Origin of the sequence: Streptomyces sp. BF23-19 (genome assembly GCF_041106355.1) — a bacterium.
Lineage (GTDB): Bacteria > Actinomycetota > Actinomycetes > Streptomycetales > Streptomycetaceae > Streptomyces > Streptomyces virginiae_A.
On the sequence record NZ_JBGBPT010000028.1, the window covers coordinates 73,546 to 90,619 of the forward strand.

Genomic DNA, 17,074 nt, shown 5'->3' on the forward strand with positions numbered 1-17,074 from the left:
AGGCCGAGTGGGCCCCCCGGAGCCTTACCAGCAGTCAAAGCCATGCAGTCTTGAGGAGCAGTAGCTGTGAGCAGCAACAAGGGTGACGTCCGGCTCTGGGGCGGCCGGTTCGCCGACGGTCCTTCGGAGGCGCTGGCCCTGCTGTCGGCGTCGGTCCACTTCGACTGGCGCCTCGCGCCGTACGACATCGCGGGCTCCCGTGCCCACGCACGCGTGCTCCACAAGGCCGGCCTGCTCACGGCCGAAGAGCTCGACCGCATGATCGCCGGACTCGACCAGCTGGAGGCCGACGTGGCCGACGGCTCGTTCACCGGCACCATCGCCGACGAGGACGTGCACACCGCCCTGGAGCGCGGCCTGCTGGAGCGGCTCGGTGCCGAGCTCGGCGGCAAGCTGCGCGCCGGCCGGTCCCGCAACGACCAGGTGGCCACCCTGTTCCGGATGTACCTGCGCGACCACGGCCGGATCATCGGTGGCCTGATCGCCGACCTCCAGGACGCGCTGGTCGGCCTCGCCGAGACGCACCACGACGTGGCCATGCCGGGCCGGACCCACCTGCAGCACGCGCAGCCGGTGCTCTTTGCCCACCACGTACTCGCCCACGTGCAGTCCCTGTCCCGGGACGCGGAGCGGCTGCGCCAGTGGGACACCCGGACCGCGGTCTCCCCGTACGGCTCGGGCGCCCTGGCCGGCTCCTCGCTGGGCCTGGACCCGGAGCAGGTCGCCGCCGACCTGGGCTTCGAGCGGGGTTCGGTCGGCAACTCGATCGACGGCACGGCCTCGCGCGACTTCGTCGCCGAGTTCGCCTTCATCACCGCGATGATCGGGATCAACCTGTCCCGGATCGCGGAGGAGATCATCATCTGGAACACGAAGGAGTTCTCCTTCGTGACGCTGCACGACGCCTTCTCGACCGGGTCGTCGATCATGCCGCAGAAGAAGAACCCGGACATCGCGGAGCTGGCGCGCGGCAAGTCGGGCCGGCTCATCGGCAATCTGACGGGCCTGCTCGCCACGCTCAAGGCGCTGCCCCTGGCGTACAACCGGGACCTCCAGGAGGACAAGGAGCCGGTCTTCGACTCCTGCGACACCCTCGAGGTCCTGCTGCCGGCCTTCACCGGCATGATGGCGACCCTCACCGTCAACCGGGAGCGGATGGAGGAGCTGGCCCCGGCCGGCTTCTCGCTCGCCACCGACATCGCCGAGTGGCTGGTCAAGCAGGGCGTGCCGTTCCGGGTGGCGCACGAGGTGGCCGGCGAGTGCGTCAAGGTCTGCGAGGGCGAGGGCATCGAGCTCGACCAGCTGACGGACGAGCAGTTCGTGAAGATCTCGGAGCACCTGACCCCCGAGGTCCGGACCGTCCTGAACGTCAAGGGCGCCCTGGCTTCGCGCGACGGTCGCGGCGGTACCGCCCCGTCGGCGGTCGCCACCCAGCTCACCGAGCTGAAGGCCGACCTGGTCATCCAGCACGCCTGGGCGGCTCACAAGCAGTAGCGGACACGCCCGGAGGGGCGGTGGGAGCCCGTCGGCCCCCACCGCCCCTCCGGCATGTCGCGGTATCAGCAGACGACGTTGATCGAGAACGGCCGGTCACTGTCCACGGCGGCACTGCCGGGCTGGGACGGCGTCGCGGTACGGATGAAGAGGGTGTTCCCGTTCACCTGCCCGACCAGGATGGACGAGCTGCCCGGCCCGGGGTCGTTCCCGCCGTTGGTGTTGATGGTGCCCAGGAGGGCGCACCCGTTGAGGCCGGACGACGTGGTGATGTTGTAGCGGCCGATGCCGAACTTGTTGATCCCGGTGATGCCCTGCCCGCCCAGGACCTGACCGTTCGCGGCCACCTTCGCCCAGGCCGTGGTGACCGCCGCGGCCTGCCGTGCCTCCCTGGGTTCGGCGGACGCCGAGGACACGGCGACGAGGCCGCCGACCGTCAGTGCCAGCGCAGCGGCCCCGATGACCAGCTTCCGTGATGCGTTCATGGTTCTCTCCCTGCCGATGACGGAATACGTGCAGGTGAACCCGCCCCGGGTAAGGGCTCACTGGAGAGCAGACTCCCGTGTTCCGGGTCGGCGGGGGAAGGCTTCCGGGGCCCGGTCACTCCAAATGATCACAGTCCGCATCAGCCCGATGAACACGGGTAGTCATGATCGAATCACCATCAGTAGTCGAGTGGTGACGGTGTGGCCCATGTGGCGAGAGCGTCGAAGTCCGCGCGGACCAGCCCGATCCGTTCGTCGATGCGCATCAGCAGGGTCCGCGCCGGGTGGCGCTGGTCGACGTACTCGCGGTCCATCGCCGTGATGTCGTCGTCGATCCAGGCGAAGGGTCGCTCGCCCGCGTACTCGAGGATGTACTGGGTCTTCCAGAAGGTGCCGCGCGGCGCCCGGCCGTGCATCACCGGCCAGTCGATGAAGGGAAGCCTCGGCAGCCCCAGGTGTGGGCCTATCCAGTCGTTGGCCTCGTCCTTCCACGTGGTGGCCCAGACGAGCTCGTAGACCTCCGCGAGGGCGAGCAGCTCCGCCCCGTGGTCGTGATTGAGCCAAACCCGCAGGGGCTTGGCCTGCTCGGCCTCCGTCCAGCCCGTCGGGCGCATCCGGTGGGTCCGGTAGCCCTCGGGGCGGCGCTGCAGCTTGGCCGCGTAGGGGTTCAGCGGTCCGTCGACGTCGATCAGCAGGAGTGGCCTCATCGCGGCAGGATTCCCTTCCGGCTGCCCCGAGGGCAGCTCATTTTTCGATCGAATGAGACAGTGACGTCTCATTCGGGGTATGCTTGTCTCATGGCCATGGATCGTGACCAGGTGCTCCGCGATGCGGCCGCCCTGCTTTCCCGCAAGTCGACCGCCACGATGGACGAGGTCGCCCGCGCCGCCGGAATCGGGCGCGCGACCCTCCACCGGCACTTCGCCGGACGCGACGCCCTCGTGCGGGCCCTCGAAGAACTCGGCATCCGGGAGTTCGAGGTGGCCTTCGACAACGCCCGCCTCGACGAGGGCACGGCGGTGGAGGCGCTCAGACGCCTCGTCGCCGAGGCCGAACCCAATGCCCAACTGCTGGCCTTCCTCGTCACCGAGAACCAGCTCTTCGAGGGCGACGAGGTCCACGAGGGATGGGCCCGGCTCGACGCCCGCGTCGGCGCGCTCTTCCGGCGCGGCCAGGAAGAGGGCGACATCCGGATCGACCTGAGCCCCGCATGGCTCACAGAGGCCCTCTACGGCCTCGTCGGCACCTGCGCCTGGGCCGTGATGGACGGCCGGGTCGCCGCCAAGGACTTCCAGTACATGATCATCGAGCTCTTGCTCGGTGGCGCCAGACGGAGTGTGGAGAAATGAGCACGACCCAGCACCTGAACAGCCCGATCGGGACGGAGACCAAAAGCCGCGGCCGCTGGCTCGCCCTGGGCGTGCTGGTGCTCGCCGTGCTGCTGGTCGCCGTCGACGCGACCGTACTCGGCCTCGCCACCCCCGCACTCTCCGAGGACCTCGAGCCGTCCGGCACCCAGCTGCTGTGGATAGGCGACATCTACTCCTTCGTCATCGCCGGACTCCTGGTCTCCATGGGCAGCCTCGGTGACCGCATCGGACGCAAGAAGCTGCTGCTCACCGGCGCCGCCGCGTTCGGTGCCGTGTCCGTGCTCAACGCCTACGCGAGCAGCCCCGAGATGATGATCCTCGCCCGGGCCCTGCTGGGCGTGGCCGGCGCGACCCTGATGCCGTCCACCCTCGCGCTGATCCGCAACATCTTCCACGACCCCAAGGAGCGCAGCCTCGCGATCGGCATCTGGGGCGCCACCGCCTCGGCCGGCGCGGCCGTCGGCCCGGTCGTCGGCGGAGCCCTCCTCCAGCACTTCTGGTGGGGCTCGGTCTTCCTGATCAACCTCCCCGTGATGATCGCCCTGGTCGTCGTCGGAATCAAGCTGCTTCCCGAATCCAAGAACCCGGTCGCCGGTCCCTGGGACCTCGTCAGCGTCGGCCTCTCCCTCGTCGGCGTGATCAGCGTGGTCTACGCCGTCAAGGAGGTCGCCACCCACGGCGTCACCTGGGAGGTCGCGGCCACCGCGGCACTCGGCACGGGCGCCCTGTACGCCTTCGTACGCCGCCAGTTCGCCCTGCCGTCCCCGCTGCTCGACATGCGGCTCTTCAAGCACCGCGGCTTCTCGGGCGCGGTCCTCGCCGACCTGCTCACCGTCTTCGGCCTCTCCGGACTGGTCTTCTTCCTCTCCCAGTTCCTGCAGCTCGTCCAGGGCCGCGACCCGCTGGAGGCGGGCCTCGCCGAACTGCCCGCCGCCATCGGCGCGGTGGTCACCGGCCTGATCGCGGGCCGGTACGCCCGCCGGTACTCGGTACGGACCATCGTGACCGGCGGCCTCGGCGCCATCGGCCTGGCCCTCGCCGTGCTCACCCTGATCCACAAGGAGAGCGGCTACCCGCTGCTCGGCGCGGCCCTGCTCGTCGTCGGCCTCGGTGCCGGATTCTCCTTCACCGTCACCGCCGACGTGATCCTCTCCAGCGTCCCCAAGGAGCAGGCCGGTTCGGCCTCCGCCGTCTCCGAGACGGCGTACGAACTCGGCGCCGCCCTCGGCATCGCCCTGCTCGGCTCCATCGTCACCGGCGTCTACCAGAGCTTCACCGCCCCGGCCTCGGTCGCGGGCCCGGTCGCCGACGCCGCGCACGAATCCCTCGGCGGGGCCGTCGAGGCCGCCAGGACACTGGACCCGCACACCGCCCAGGTGATGGTGGGCGCCGCCCAGGACGCCTTCGTGGACGGGCTGCGGCTCGCCTCCGGCGTCGGCGCGGCCGTACTGCTGGCCACCGCCGTGGCCGCCTGGTTCCTGCTGAAGGGCCAGCGGCTCCAGGAGGGCGTCGAGCACTGAGAGGTCGGCGCATCCGGTCAAGGGATGCTGTTCCGGCCGGAGTTGACAGCTGGTCGAGCCGCGGGACACCATCCCGGCGATGGAGATCAACGATCTTACCCCGGCGGAACGCCGCGTCTGGGAGGCCTTCCCGCGCGGCGACGGGGTCGACTTCCGCGCCGCCCCCGAGGACAGCTCCGTCGACGGAGCCGACTGGGGTCCCGACCGCACCCTGCGCGCCGAGGTGCTGCGGGCGATCCTGCTGGGAGCCTGCCCCGTCGTCCAGGGTCGGGTCCCCGGCCTCAAGGTCAAGGGCGCGAAGATCGTGGGCAAGCTCGACCTGCGCTACGCCGTCATCGACCACCCCATCCGCCTGCGTGACTGCTGGTTCGAGCGCAAGCCCCTGGTGTACGGGGCCCAGCTGCGCGCCCTGGTCCTCGGCTACTCCACCCTGCCCGGCCTGACCGCCTCCACGCTGCGCGTCGAAGTGGTCCTGCGGCTCTCCCACTGCCGGATCGCCGGACCCGTACGGCTGCAGGGCGCCAAGATAGCCGGCGGCCTCTTCCTCCACGGGGCCGTGATCGGCCCCACGGCCGGCGAGGAGGCGGACGAGCCCCCGCTCCAGCTGAACCACGTCGAGGTCGACACCGACATCATCGCGAACGACCTGACCGTGCACGGCCAGCTCCGCCTCAACGGGGCCACCGTCGGCGGCCAGATCCAGCTCGACGGCGCCCAGCTGCTCGCCCCAGGCCGGATCGCCCTGCACGCCGAGAACCTGACCGTGGGCACCGACCTGCGCGCGCACCGGATGAAGGCCCGCGGCATGGTCAACCTCACCGGCTCCCGGATACCCGGCCAGGTCAACCTCACCCGCTCCGACCTCGCCAACCCGGACGGGACCGCCCTGCGCGCCTCCAGCTGCGCGATCGGCGAGCTGTGGCTGCGCCGCTGCGACCCGGTCCGCGGCGATGTGAACCTGCGCCGGTCCACCGTCGACCTGCTCCACATCGACCCGCGGGTCTGGCCCGAGCGGATCGCCATCGACGGCCTGACCTACCGCACCCTGGCCCCGCACCTCCCCGCCGAGCAGCGGCTGCCCGCCCTGGAGCGGGAGGAGTCCGGCTACCTCACGTACGCCTACGAACAGCTCGCGGCGGCCTACCGTACGGCGGGCGACGAGGCGGCCGCCCGGACCGTCCAGCTCGCGAAGCTGCGCAGGCACCGCCACACCCTGCCCCGGGCCGCCCGGGCGTGGGGGCTGCTCCAGGACGCCACCGTCGGCTACGGCTTCCGGCCGCTACGGGCGGCGGGCTGGCTGACGGCCCTGCTGATGACCGGGTCGATCGCATACGGAATCGACCCGCCGCGCGCCCTGAAGGCGGGGGAGGCCCCGGACTTCAACGCGGTCTTCTACACGATCGACCTGATGGTGCCGATCGTCAGTTTCGGCCAGGAGGCGGCCTTCGCACCGGGCGGCTGGCACCAGTGGCTGTCGTACGTGCTGATCGTGACCGGCTGGATCCTCGCCACCACCACGGCGGCGGGCGTCAGCCGGTCACTCCAGCGTCAGTAGGCGTGGCCCGGGTCAGGCGGCCTTCGCCTTGGTGGCGTACATGTCGACGTACTCCTGGCCCGAGAGACGCATGACCTCGGCCATCACCGAGTCGGTGACGGCGCGCAGCACGTAGCGGTCGCGGTCCATGCCCTCGTAGCGGGAGAACTCCATCGGCTCGCCGAAGCGGACGGTGACCCGGCCCGGACGCGGCATGCCGGCGCCGCCGGGCTGGAGCTTGTCGGTGCCGATCATCGCGAACGGCACCACGGGGGCGCCGGTCATCAGGGTCAGGCGGGCGATGCCGGTGCGGCCGCGGTAGAGGCGGCCGTCGGGGGAGCGGGTGCCCTCGGGGTAGATGCCGAAGATCTTGCCCTCTTCGAGGATCCGGCGGCCGGTCATCAGGGCCGCGACGCCGCCGTTGGCCCCGTCACGGTCGACGGGGATCATGCCGGCGCCGGTGAAGAACCAGGCCATGGCGCGGCCCTTGATGCCCTTGCCGGTCACGTACTCGTCCTTGCCGATGAAGTGGACCGTGCGGTCGCACACCAGCGGCATGATCATGGAGTCGATGAAGGTGAGGTGGTTGCCCGCCAGAATCACCGGACCGGAGCCGGGGATGTTCTCGATGCCCTCCACGCGGGTGCGGAACATCATGCGCATGACCGGTCCGACAGCGGCTTTGATGATCTTCGTACGGAACAACGTGGGCCCTCCGGCATCGAAAAGCGGTTCGCGCACCCACCACACGGCGGTAGCGCAGGTGAGGACGATACTCGCGGGTCAGGTCGGAGCGCACATCGGGTTCACGTGTCGGATACAGAGTGTTGACGCACGTTTGCGCCAAGTTCCCCGGACGATCCCTCGGCGCACGCTCCTCGGCCACCCCCGTTTGCCTACCATCTGCACGCCGATCGCGGGGCGCGACACGGCGTTCACGACGAGGAGTGGGCACTCATGACACAGGGTGGAGCAGCGCGGCGCACGGTCCTGGGGGCGGCCGTCCTGGCGGCGGGGACCGGGATCACCGGACTCACGGCGGGTTCCGCCGCCGCGGCCGAGGGCGGGTACGGCGAGGGACGCGGCGACGGGGGATACCGGGACCTCCCCTACCCGACGGTCATCGGCCACCGCGGAGCCAGCGGCTACCGGCCGGAGCACACGATCGGCTCCTACCAGCTCGCCCTCGACCTGGGTGCCGACGTCGTCGAGCAGGACCTTGTACCGACCCGCGACGGCCATCTGGTGTGCCGCCACGAGAACGAGATCGGCGGGACCACCGACGTCGCCGAGCACCCCGAGTTCGCCTCCCGGCGGACCACCAAGTCCGTCGACGGGGTCTCGGTCACCGGCTGGTTCACCGAGGACTTCACCCTGGCCGAGCTGCGGACCCTGCGCGCGAAGGAACGAATCCCCGCCGTCCGTCAGCGCAACACCCTCTACGACGGCCAGTGGGCCGTACCCACCTTCGAAGAGGTGCTCCGCTGGGCCGACCGCGAGGGCAAGCGGCGCGGCAGGCGGGTGTGGCTGCACGTGGAGACCAAGCACCCCAGCTACTTCCGAGGTCTGGGCCTCGGCCTGGAGGAGCCCCTCGCCAAGCTCCTGCGCCGCTACGGGCGCGACGGACGGGGCGCCGCCGTCTTCCTCCAGTCCTTCGAGCCCTCCAGCATCCAGCGGCTCTCCCGACTGGTCTCCGCGCCCCGCGTGGTCCTGCTGTCGGCGGCCGACACCCGCCCCTGGGACTTCGAACTGGCCAAGGACCCGCGTACGGTCGCGGACCTGGTCAAGCCCGAGGGCCTGAAGTGGATCGCCGGCTTCGCCCAGGGCATCGGCCCGACCATGGACCTGATCCTCCCGCGCGACGCCGCCGGCAAGCTCGGCGCACCGACCACCCTGGTGAAGGACGCCCACGCCCGCGGGCTGCTGCTGCACCCCTACACCGCCCGCAACGAGAACAGCTTCCTGCCGGCCGAATACCGCAGGGGCACCGACCCGGCCGCGTACGGGAACGCCCTCGGCGCCTTCCGGACCTACTTCGAACAGGGCATCGACGGGATCTTCACCGACAACCCGGACACCGGACTGCTCGCGGCGGAGGCCTTCCGCCCGGGCCGACGCCCCGTCAACCGCTGAGCGCCGCTTCCCGTACGAGTGGGCCGGGCCCGGCGGGGAAACCGTCCGACCCGGCCCGCTCGTCCCGCCCGGCATGGACCTGCTGAAGGCTGATTACGTCGACAAGCTCGGCCCGCTGCTCTCCGCCGAGGCGGCCGCGGAGGCCCCGGGCACCGGAGTGGACGCGGCCGACCTGGAACAAGCCGTCTGGGTCAGGCTGCTGGAGAGCGGCCGCCACGCCCCCGATCCGGCCGAACCCGCGGAGCCGGCGCGGTGGCTGCGCCGCGCTGTCCGGGCGGAGGCCCGCCTCGCCCGCCGCCGGGCCCGCCGCGAGGTCCCGTACGGGCACCGCCAGCACTCGGTGGACGGGAGCACACCGGCCGGCGCGGCCGCCGCGGCCGAACCGGAAGACGCCCTCCTGCACGGCGAGGAGAACCGCGCACTCCGATCGGCGGTCGCCCGGTTGCCCGGACGCTGTCCCGAGCTGATGAAGGCACTTCTTTCGCCCAGAGACCTCACTTACCGTGAAATCGCAGGAGAGTTGGGTATCTCACAAGGAAGTTTGGGGCCCGTCCGTTCCCGTTGCCTGGGATGTCTGCGCAGAATGCTGGCTGCAGAGGTTGCGGCTCCTGGCCTGCGGGGAAAGGAGCGGTAGACCAACGGGCTACCAGGTGAGCTGGAGGCATGCGCACATGGGCATGAGCGTGACCATTTCGGCGGCGGCCGCCGAGGACGCTGAGCAGATCTTCAAACTGCAGTACCTGGCCTTCCAGCGGGAGGCCGAGCTCTACGGCAACTACCTCATCCAGCCGCTCACCCAGTCACTGGACTCCCTCAAGGGCGAGCTGGCGACGGACACCGTCCTGGTGGCCCGGCTCGGCGACGAGATCGTCGGGACCGTGCGCGGCAACGTCGACGAGGACGGCACGGGCAAGATCGCCAAGCTCTGTGTGCACCCGCGTCTGCAGGGTCACGGTCTCGGGGCGCGCCTGCTGCGCGCGGTCGAGGAGGCCCTGGCGAGCCCCGGCAACACCACCCGCTTCCGCCTGCACACCGGGCACAAGAGCGAGTCGAACCTGCGCCTCTACCGCAAGGCCGGCTACGTCAAGGTCGGCGGCCGCACGGCGTCCGACGGCGTCCAGCTGGTGATCCTGGAGAAGGAAGCCAAGGACCCGACCGACTTCACGGTCAGCGCGTAGTCGCCTCTCCGCGCTTGCGCAGCCAGAGCATCCCGGTGATCGGCAGGATCACCGGGATGAACAGGTAGCCCATCCCGAACTGGGACCACACGGTCGTGTCGGGGAAGGACTCGGGTCGCACCAGGGTCCAGGTCCCCACGGCCAGCACGCCCGCCAGCTCGGCGGCGCAGCAGACCAGCGCCGCCTTGCGGGCCCGCTCACCGCCGCGCACCAGTGAGTACGTGATGAAGGCGTAGGCCAGCGCGGCCACGGCGGACAGCGAGTACGGCAGCGGCGCCCGGTCGAACTCGGTGGAGATCTGGAAGGCCGAGCGGGAGACCGCGCCCACCACCATCACCCCGTACAGCCACACCAGCAGCAGACCGGGCCCCGAGACCAGCCGCTTGTGACCGGCGGCGGTGGCGGTGGCGCCGGTGTCGGTGTCGGTGTCGGTGTCGGTGTCGTTCGTCGTGTCGGAGTCAGGCACCGGTGGTTCCCCAGATGTCGTAGAGCCGTACTTCGAGGACGGCGAGCACGACGGCGCCGGCGGCCACCGTGATCGATCCCCACTTGGTCCGCTCGGTCAGCGAGAGCATCCCGGCCGCCGGTACCGCGGCGAACGCGCCCACCAGGTAGGCCACGAAGATCACCGTGCCCTCGTCGGGCTTCTCGCCCTGGGCCAGCATCACCAGACCGATCACCAGCTGCGCCAGGACCAGCACCGTCACGACGGCCATACCGATGAAATGCCAGTCCTTGGTCGGCTGGTCCCGCCATGCGGCGTGGCCGCACCAGGCGGCGAGGGCGAGTGCGGCCACGCCGATGGCGACCGTCAAGGCGTCGAGCATGCAGCGAGGGTATTACGGGCCGAAAGACCCGATGCGCGCACCCCTGTGTCCCGACCGTGGTCTTGACCACAGCGGGCCCGGTGGCCGCACCCCGAAGGGAGCCGGCCGTACGGGCCTCTACATCGCTGTCGGCGCAGGTCAGTGCAGCGAGGTGGCCGTGCCGGGGCGGGGTGGCCGTGTTCGGTGTCGTCCGGTATGTGGTCGAATGACGTCCGCTATTCGGACATCGTTGATCGGTCAGGGGATAGGTCTGGTTTACTGGGGCCCATGACCACGACGAGCAGCCGCACCCTTGCGACCGAGGCGACGATGACGCCCGGTGCTCGTTGTATGTGTCGAATGTGCGCCTTCTGAGGGCCCCCTCCTGAGTCTCGCGCCCCGAAGCGAGACCAGTCGCGCCAGTGCTTCGTCCCCTGATGAACAGCACGGCTCGTCCATGCCCCGCGCACGCGTCGACCTCATCGTTTTCTGACGGTTCGTCCCGTATCGCGTCCCCAGATTGTTTGCCCCGTGCCGGCACCCCGCTGCGCCGCGCACACGACAGCGACGGAAATCCTGTGATCACCACATCGGGCCTCACGAAGGTCTACCAGTCCCGTGGCCGCGAGGTCACCGCCCTGGACGGCGTCGATCTCCACGTCCGTGAGGGCGAGGTGTACGGAGTCATCGGCCAGAGCGGCGCAGGCAAATCCTCCCTGATCCGCTGCGTCAACCTGCTGGAGCGCCCCACCACCGGCACGGTGACCGTCGACGGCGTCGACCTCACCGCCCTCGCCGGCCGCGGCCGCCGCGCCGGCAAGGAGCTCCGCGAGGCGCGCAGCCGCATCGGCATGGTCTTCCAGCACTTCAACCTGCTGTCCTCGCGCACCGTCCAGGGCAACGTCGAGCTGCCCCTGGAGATCCTCGGGGTCTCCGGCCGCGAGCGCTCCCGCAAGGCCCTCGAACTCCTCGACCTCGTCGGCCTCGCCGACAAGGCCAAGGCCTACCCGACCCAGCTCTCCGGCGGCCAGAAGCAGCGCGTCGGCATCGCCCGCGCCCTGGCCGGCGACCCCAAGGTGCTGCTGTCCGACGAGGCCACCAGCGCCCTGGACCCCGAGACCACCCGCTCCGTCCTGGGGCTGCTGCGTGACCTCAACCGGCAGCTCGGCCTCACCGTGCTGCTCATCACGCACGAGATGGACGTGGTCAAGACCGTCTGCGACTCGGCCGCCCTGATGAAGAACGGCCGGATCATCGAGTCCGGCACCGTCGCCGAACTCCTCGCCACCCCCGGATCCGAGCTCGCCGGCGAACTCTTCCCGGTCACCGGCACCGCCACCGGCCCCGACCGCACGGTCGTCGACGTCACCTTCCACGGCGAAGCCGCCGTCCGGCCCGTCATCTCGCAGCTCTCGCGCACGTACAACATCGACATCTCGATCCTCGGCGCCGCGATGGACACCGTCGCGGGCCGGCAGATCGGCCGCATGCGCATCGAACTGCCCGGCGGCTACGAGGACAACGTCGTGCCGGTCGGCTTCCTGCGCGAGCAGGGCCTCCAGGTCGACATCGTCGAAGGCGCCGAAGACGTCGACACCGAATTCGCCGCGCTGGTCAAGGATGGTGCCAAGTGACCTGGTCCGAAATGCAGCCCCTGCTCACCCAAGGCACCTACGACACCCTGTACATGGTGTTGTGGTCCACCCTGGTGACCGTGCTCGGCGGCCTGCCCATCGGCATCCTGCTGGTCCTCACGGACAAGGGCGGCCTGCTGCAGAACCAGCCGCTCAACAAGGTCCTCGGCGTGATCGTGAACATAGGCCGCTCGCTGCCGTTCATCATCCTGCTGATCTTCCTGATCCCGGTCACCACCGCGGTCGTCGGAACCTTCATCGGCCCCACCGCCATGATCGTCCCGCTTGCCATCGGCGCCGTCCCCTTCTTCGCGCGCCTCGTCGAGACCGCCGTCCGCGAGGTGGACCATGGCCTGATCGAGGCCGTCGAGTCCATGGGCGGCGGCATCCCCACCCTGGTCGGCAAGGTGCTCCTCCCGCAGGCCCTGCCCTCCCTGGTCGCCGGTGTCACCACCACCGTCATCACCCTCGTCGGCTACTCGGCCATGGCCGGCGCCGTCGGCGGCGAAGGGCTGGGATCCAAGGCCATCACCTACGGCTTCCAGCGCTTCGAGACCGGGTTCATGATCGCCACCGTCGTGGTCCTCATCGCCCTCGTCACGGTGATCCAGCTGCTCGGCGACGGCGTGGTCCGCCTCCTCGCCCGCCGCGGCCGCACCGCCTGAGAAGACTTTCCACCCCTCGCAGAGCCCGCACTTGTCGTGCTTGGGCCACCACCAGCAAGTCATCGGTACTTGTTCAGCAAGAAAGGCACTCTTCGTGCGTAAGAACATCAAGCTCACCGCCCTCGCCGCCACGGCCACCGCGCTCGCCCTCGGCCTCACCGCCTGCGGCAGCTCCTCGGACCCGTCCTCGGCGAAGGCCGACGGCGGCAAGGCCGACGAGAGCAAGCCCCTCGTCATAGCGGCCTCCCCGAGCCCGCACGCCGACGTCCTGAACTTCGTCAAGGACAAGCTCGCGGCCAAGGAAGGCCTCAAGCTGGAGGTCAAGGAGTTCACGGACTACGTCCTGCCGAACACCGCCACCGAGCAGGGCCAGGTCGACGGCAACTACTTCCAGCACAAGCCGTACCTCGACGACTTCAACAAGAAGAACAACACGCACGTCGTGCCCGTCGTGAACGTGCACCTGGAACCCCTCGGTCTCTACTCCAAGAAGATCAAGGCCATCGGTGACATCAAGGCCGGCCAGACCATCGCCGTCCCCAACGACACCACCAACGAGGGCCGCGCGCTCCAGCTGCTCGCCGCGAACAACCTGATCACCCTCAAGGAGGGTGTCGGCACCAGCGCCAAGCTGTCCGACATCACCGACAAGAAGGGCCTGGAGTTCAAGGAGCTGGAAGCCGCCACGGTCCCGCGCGCCCTGAACGACGTGGACGCCGCGATCATCAACGGCAACTACGCCCTGGAGGCCAAGCTGTCGCCCGCCAAGGACGCGCTGCTCCTGGAGAAGGCCGAGGGCAACCCCTACGCCAACTTCCTCGCGGTCAAGGACGGCAACCAGAACGACCCGCGGATCCAGAAGCTGGCCAAGCTGCTGAACTCCGACGACGTCAAGAAGTTCATCGAGGAGAAGTACCAGGGCTCGGTCATCCCGGCCTTCGGCGCCCCGGCCACCTCCTGAACCGGTACCTCGTGATCCGGTTCCTCCCGAACCGGTCATGAATCTCGGCCCCGCACGCACCTGACGGCGCGCGGGGCCGAGCTCTGCCCGCTTCCGGGCAACCCGGCCCTGCACATCACCCGGTCGATGCTGCATGCTGTGGCCTACGAACCGCACGCACGGTCCCGCACGAACGGTCCCGCACCGCGGTCGCATCGCACCACGGTCGCACCACGGTCTCAGGCATGGAGCTGCGCATGACTACCACCTTCCCGGACGTCACCATCAGCACGGACCGGCTGGTGCTGCGCCCCTTCGAGGAAGAGGACGTCACCGCGCTGACCGAGATGATGAACGACGAGCACGTCACCGCCTGGACCGGAGTGCCCCACCCCTACACCCCCGCCGAGGCGCACGCCTGGGCCACCCGGCACTCCCACACGGAACGCACCGAGGGCCGCGGCATCGTCTTCGCCGTCACCGAGTTCCTCACCCAGCGACTCGTCGGCATCGTGCACCTGCAGAGCACCAACTGGCACACCCGCGCCACCGAGGTCGGATACGTCACCGCCCCCTGGGCCCGCGGCGAGGGCTACGCCAGCGAATCCGTCCTGGCCGTCGCCCAATGGCTCTTCCGCGACCAGGGGTTCGAGCGCCTCGAACTGCGCACCGCCGCCGACAACACCGCCTCGCAGCAGGTGGCCCAGAAGATCGGCTGCATCAGCGAGGGCGTCCTGCGCAACGCGTGGATAGTGCGTACGCAGACGGCCGACGGCGGTTGGACCGACACCCGCACCGACCTCATCGTCTGGAGCCTGGTCCCCGAGGACCTCGACGAGGGAGACGGCTACGACAGCTACGACAGCTACGACGGATACGCCCGCAGCACCGCGTTCCCGCAGCGTGCCGACGCGCACGGCCACCCCGTCGGTGCCGACTGGAGCTGAACCCATGACCGGGTAGTCTCACCGTGCCCGCCCCGACGAAACTTCGCCCTCCCCCCAGCCACCGCGGGGAGGCGCCCCCGCCAGACCAGGAGACTGACGACGATGGCCGACCGGGTCACGGTGATCGGCTGGGACGGTTCGCCCCTGACCGCGGGCGCCCGGTCCGCGCTCTCCGCCGCCACCCTCGTGGCCGGCGCCGCGCACCACCTCGCCCTTCCCGAAGTACCGCCCACCGCGGAGCGCATCCGCCTGGGCAGTGTCGGCCTCGCCGCACGCCGCATCGCCGGCCACCGAGGCACCGCGGTGGTCTTCGCCGACGGGGACCCCGGCTTCTTCGGCGCCGTACGCATCCTGCGCGCCCCGGAGCACGGCCTGGAGGTCGAGGTCGTCCCGGCCGTCTCCTCCGTCGCCGCCGCCTTCGCGCGCGCCGGCATGCCCTGGGACGACGCCCAGGTCGTCGTGGCCCACCCCCGTACCCTGCGCCGCGCGGTCAACGTCTGCCGCGCCCACGCCAAGGTCGCCGTCCTCACCTCACCCGGCGCCGGCCCCGCGGAACTCGCACTGCTCCTCGAAGGAGTTCACCGCACCTTCGTCGTCTGCGAGGAACTCGGCACGGACCGGGAGCAGGTGAGCGTCCTCACCTCCGACAAGGCCGCCGACCACAGCTGGCGCGACCCGAACGTCGTCATCGTCATCGGCGGCGGGGGACCGGCCCCCGCCGACGCGGGCTGGCTCCTCGGCCAGAGCGCCGCCCGGTCCACCGACCGCGGCTGGGCCAGGCCGCAGACCGACACGGGAGAAGGCGAGTCCGCACAACTGCGCGCCGCCCAACTCGCCCGCCTCGGCCCGCGCACCGGCGACCTCCTGTGGGACATCGGCGCCGGATCCGGCGGCGTGGCCGTGGACGCGGCCGCCCTCGGCGCCGCCGTCATCGCGGTGGACGCCGACCCGGCCGCCTGCGACCGCATAACTGCCGCCGCCCGCACGCGCGGAGTGCAGCTCCAGGCCGTCGCCGGACGCGCACCGCACGTACTGGAGAACCTGCCCGAACCCGATGTCGTCCGCGTCGGCGGTGGCGGCGCCGCCGTCGTCGCGGCCGTCGCCGAACGCCGCCCCGAACGGATCGTCAGCCACGCCTCCACCCGCGACGAGGCGGAGGCGATCGGCAGGGCACTCACCGAACACGGATACGCCGTCGAGTGCGCACTGCTCCAGTCCGTCGGTCTGGACACCCGGACCTGGGCCGAACAGGACCGTTCCGTGGTGTTCCTCCTGGCAGCGGAACGCCCCACCACGCGCTGAGACGAGGGCCGGGGTAGGCTGGCCGATCGTCGTACTGCTTCGGACGATTCGGGCATCGCGACACCGCCTGGACGCGCGACGTGGCGCAGTCCACAGAGGACCGTGACGGTTATGGCCGCCACGGTGGCCGACGGGCGCGACAATGCTTACTGGTTGTCGTGCCGGCGCATGCGAGACGAGCTCGTCGCACCGCAACCCCGCAGGCAAACCGCTCGGCGGCCTCGTGGGCGACCGGGCGATCGAAGAGGCAAAACCGATGGGCGAGGGGTAAGCATGACTGACACCGGCCAGGTCCCGGGCGAGGGTTTCCCGGACAACGCGGGCATGGTGGATCAGCAGAGCGTCCCCGCTCCGGTCCAGATCCCGGCACCGATTCCCGCCGGCTACGCCTTCCAGGACCTCATGGACGATCCGGCCGAGCCGGAGGACGAGGAACTGCTGCTGATGCCGAGCGGCCAGGGTGCCTGGAGCGACCCGCAGGTCGTCCCGCAGGCCCCGGCCTTCCCCGCGCCCCAGCTCGGCGAGCCGCAGCTGTACACGGACCAGCCCTACGCCGCCGAGCCCTCCTACTCCGAGGCCCCGGCCGCGTACACCGAGTTCCCCCCGCCCGTGTTCCCCGACGGCGGCTACAGCGCGGGCGCGCACGAGACGGGCGGCCGTGACTCCGGCGCGCTCGACCTCGGCGGGCTCGTCGTCCCGCCGCCGGCGGCCCCGGTGGCCCCCGCGGCTCCCCTGCGGCGTCCCCTGCACATGGGCCCGGCCGTGCCCGAGGCCAACGGCGGAGTCGTACGGTCCCTCGCCGACCGCGGCCCGGCCGCGGCGCCCGCCCAGGCCGCCCCGATGGCCGCCGTGAGCACCCCGGCGGCGCCCACCCCGTTCCCGCAGGCGGGCCCCCCGACCATGGGCCCCGAGTACCTGGACATCCGTGCCGAGCCCGCCCCGGCCGTCGCCGCCCCGTCGGCCGAGATCCCGCCGCAGGCCGGCGCCCCGTGGACCCCGGAGCCGGCCGGCGCGCCGGAGCCGGTGGCCGAGGCGGGGACCGAGCCCGTCGCGACCCCCGTGGAGC

The 17,074-nt window shown here is 70.7% G+C and carries 17 protein-coding genes and 1 pseudogene; 13 read left to right on the forward strand and 5 right to left on the reverse strand.

Features of this window, described 5'->3' with window-relative positions; all coding sequences use genetic code 11:
• The first annotated feature begins 66 nt into the window (after window positions 1–66).
• A complete protein-coding gene (argH, locus tag AB8A24_RS18010) occupies window positions 67–1,494 on the forward strand; it encodes an argininosuccinate lyase (protein ID WP_266389462.1) in 1,428 nt (475 codons plus the stop codon).
• Between the two features lie 65 nt (window positions 1,495–1,559).
• Here argH and AB8A24_RS18015 read toward each other — a convergent pair whose 3' ends face one another.
• Together AB8A24_RS18015 and AB8A24_RS18020 are read right to left on the reverse strand one after the other, a co-directional pair.
• Complete coding sequence (locus tag AB8A24_RS18015; RefSeq protein WP_266389460.1) at window positions 1,560–1,979, reverse strand: hypothetical protein; 420 nt, start codon at window positions 1,977–1,979, stop codon at window positions 1,560–1,562.
• Window positions 1,980–2,158: 179 nt separating this feature from the next.
• On the reverse strand, window positions 2,159–2,686 hold the full coding sequence (locus AB8A24_RS18020) for an HAD domain-containing protein (protein ID WP_328964018.1): 528 nt from the start codon (window positions 2,684–2,686) through the stop codon (window positions 2,159–2,161).
• 90 nt (window positions 2,687–2,776) lie between these two features.
• Here AB8A24_RS18020 and AB8A24_RS18025 point away from each other — a divergent pair, with 90 nt between their 5' ends.
• The 3 genes from AB8A24_RS18025 (at window position 2,777) to AB8A24_RS18035 (ending at window position 6,424) form a co-directional block, all read left to right on the forward strand.
• Window positions 2,777–3,328 (forward strand): helix-turn-helix domain-containing protein, encoded by a 552-nt coding sequence (locus AB8A24_RS18025; RefSeq protein WP_328964019.1) that lies wholly within the window; start codon window positions 2,777–2,779, stop codon window positions 3,326–3,328.
• Entirely contained in the window at window positions 3,325–4,869 is a 1,545-nt protein-coding gene (locus AB8A24_RS18030) for an MFS transporter (protein ID WP_369476579.1), read from the forward strand. Before AB8A24_RS18025 ends, AB8A24_RS18030 begins: the two co-directional genes overlap by 4 nt.
• 79 nt (window positions 4,870–4,948) lie before the next feature.
• Window positions 4,949–6,424: a membrane-associated oxidoreductase gene (locus AB8A24_RS18035; protein ID WP_369476580.1), complete on the forward strand. Its 1,476-nt coding sequence runs from the start codon at window positions 4,949–4,951 to the stop codon at window positions 6,422–6,424.
• Window positions 6,425–6,436: 12 nt separating this feature from the next.
• Here the strand turns inward: AB8A24_RS18035 and AB8A24_RS18040 are convergent, their stop codons facing one another.
• Window positions 6,437–7,066 carry a lysophospholipid acyltransferase family protein gene (locus AB8A24_RS18040; protein WP_328964022.1) on the reverse strand — a complete coding sequence of 210 codons (630 nt, stop codon included), beginning with the start codon at window positions 7,064–7,066 and terminating at the stop codon, window positions 6,437–6,439.
• Between the two features lie 294 nt (window positions 7,067–7,360).
• Between AB8A24_RS18040 and AB8A24_RS18045 the strand changes: the two genes are divergently transcribed.
• The 3 genes from AB8A24_RS18045 (at window position 7,361) to AB8A24_RS18055 (ending at window position 9,714) form a co-directional block, all read left to right on the forward strand.
• Window positions 7,361–8,536: a glycerophosphodiester phosphodiesterase gene (locus AB8A24_RS18045; protein WP_266389447.1), complete on the forward strand. Its 1,176-nt coding sequence runs from the start codon at window positions 7,361–7,363 to the stop codon at window positions 8,534–8,536.
• 73 nt (window positions 8,537–8,609) lie between these two features.
• Window positions 8,610–9,170 carry a sigma-70 family RNA polymerase sigma factor gene (locus AB8A24_RS18050; protein WP_078851415.1) on the forward strand — a complete coding sequence of 187 codons (561 nt, stop codon included), beginning with the start codon at window positions 8,610–8,612 and terminating at the stop codon, window positions 9,168–9,170.
• A gap of 37 nt (window positions 9,171–9,207) precedes the next feature.
• Entirely contained in the window at window positions 9,208–9,714 is a 507-nt protein-coding gene (locus tag AB8A24_RS18055; protein ID WP_030723525.1) for a GNAT family N-acetyltransferase, read from the forward strand.
• Here the strand turns inward: AB8A24_RS18055 and AB8A24_RS18060 are convergent.
• Window positions 9,704–10,093 carry a hypothetical protein gene (locus tag AB8A24_RS18060; RefSeq protein WP_328966049.1) on the reverse strand — a complete coding sequence of 130 codons (390 nt, stop codon included), beginning with the start codon at window positions 10,091–10,093 and terminating at the stop codon, window positions 9,704–9,706. The genes AB8A24_RS18055 and AB8A24_RS18060 overlap by 11 nt on opposite strands.
• 79 nt (window positions 10,094–10,172) lie before the next feature.
• Window positions 10,173–10,541, reverse strand: a complete 369-nt coding sequence (locus tag AB8A24_RS18065) for a hypothetical protein (RefSeq protein WP_328964024.1) — start codon at window positions 10,539–10,541, stop codon at window positions 10,173–10,175.
• A gap of 557 nt (window positions 10,542–11,098) precedes the next feature.
• Between AB8A24_RS18065 and AB8A24_RS18070 the strand changes: the two genes are divergently transcribed.
• From AB8A24_RS18070 to AB8A24_RS18095, 6 genes and pseudogenes are all read left to right on the forward strand, one after another.
• On the forward strand, window positions 11,099–12,154 hold the full coding sequence (locus AB8A24_RS18070) for a methionine ABC transporter ATP-binding protein (RefSeq protein ID WP_030723531.1): 1,056 nt from the start codon (window positions 11,099–11,101) through the stop codon (window positions 12,152–12,154).
• Window positions 12,151–12,819, forward strand: coding sequence for a methionine ABC transporter permease (locus AB8A24_RS18075; protein ID WP_030723533.1), 669 nt, complete (start codon window positions 12,151–12,153; stop codon window positions 12,817–12,819). The genes AB8A24_RS18070 and AB8A24_RS18075 overlap by 4 nt, the downstream gene beginning before the upstream one ends.
• A 94-nt stretch (window positions 12,820–12,913) precedes the next feature.
• Complete coding sequence (locus tag AB8A24_RS18080) at window positions 12,914–13,780, forward strand: MetQ/NlpA family ABC transporter substrate-binding protein (protein WP_328964026.1); 867 nt, start codon at window positions 12,914–12,916, stop codon at window positions 13,778–13,780.
• Window positions 13,781–14,016: 236 nt separating this feature from the next.
• Window positions 14,017–14,706, forward strand: coding sequence for a GNAT family N-acetyltransferase (locus AB8A24_RS18085; RefSeq protein WP_369476584.1), 690 nt, complete (start codon window positions 14,017–14,019; stop codon window positions 14,704–14,706).
• A gap of 102 nt (window positions 14,707–14,808) precedes the next feature.
• Window positions 14,809–16,008, forward strand: coding sequence for a precorrin-6y C5,15-methyltransferase (decarboxylating) subunit CbiE (cbiE, locus tag AB8A24_RS18090; protein WP_266389429.1), 1,200 nt, complete (start codon window positions 14,809–14,811; stop codon window positions 16,006–16,008).
• 273 nt (window positions 16,009–16,281) lie between these two features.
• Window positions 16,282–17,074: pseudogene (locus tag AB8A24_RS18095) on the forward strand (5,6-dimethylbenzimidazole synthase); the annotation flags it as partial.

Bases quoted from the DNA above. Each gene is read 5' to 3' on its own strand.
- AB8A24_RS18015 (WP_266389460.1), bottom strand. From the start codon at position 1,979: ATGAACGCATCACGGAAGCTGGTCATCGGGGCCGCTGCGCTGGCACTG.
- AB8A24_RS18020 (WP_328964018.1), bottom strand. From the start codon at position 2,686: ATGAGGCCACTCCTGCTGATCGACGTCGACGGACCGCTGAACCCCTAC.
- AB8A24_RS18025 (WP_328964019.1), top strand. From the start codon at position 2,777: ATGGCCATGGATCGTGACCAGGTGCTCCGCGATGCGGCCGCCCTGCTT.
- AB8A24_RS18030 (WP_369476579.1), top strand. From the start codon at position 3,325: ATGAGCACGACCCAGCACCTGAACAGCCCGATCGGGACGGAGACCAAA.
- AB8A24_RS18035 (WP_369476580.1), top strand. From the start codon at position 4,949: ATGGAGATCAACGATCTTACCCCGGCGGAACGCCGCGTCTGGGAGGCC.
- AB8A24_RS18040 (WP_328964022.1), bottom strand. From the start codon at position 7,066: ATGCGCATGATGTTCCGCACCCGCGTGGAGGGCATCGAGAACATCCCC.
- AB8A24_RS18045 (WP_266389447.1), top strand. From the start codon at position 7,361: ATGACACAGGGTGGAGCAGCGCGGCGCACGGTCCTGGGGGCGGCCGTC.
- AB8A24_RS18050 (WP_078851415.1), top strand. From the start codon at position 8,610: ATGGACCTGCTGAAGGCTGATTACGTCGACAAGCTCGGCCCGCTGCTC.
- AB8A24_RS18055 (WP_030723525.1), top strand. From the start codon at position 9,208: ATGGGCATGAGCGTGACCATTTCGGCGGCGGCCGCCGAGGACGCTGAG.
- AB8A24_RS18065 (WP_328964024.1), bottom strand. From the start codon at position 10,541: ATGCTCGACGCCTTGACGGTCGCCATCGGCGTGGCCGCACTCGCCCTC.
- AB8A24_RS18085 (WP_369476584.1), top strand. From the start codon at position 14,017: ATGACTACCACCTTCCCGGACGTCACCATCAGCACGGACCGGCTGGTG.
- cbiE (WP_266389429.1), top strand. From the start codon at position 14,809: ATGGCCGACCGGGTCACGGTGATCGGCTGGGACGGTTCGCCCCTGACC.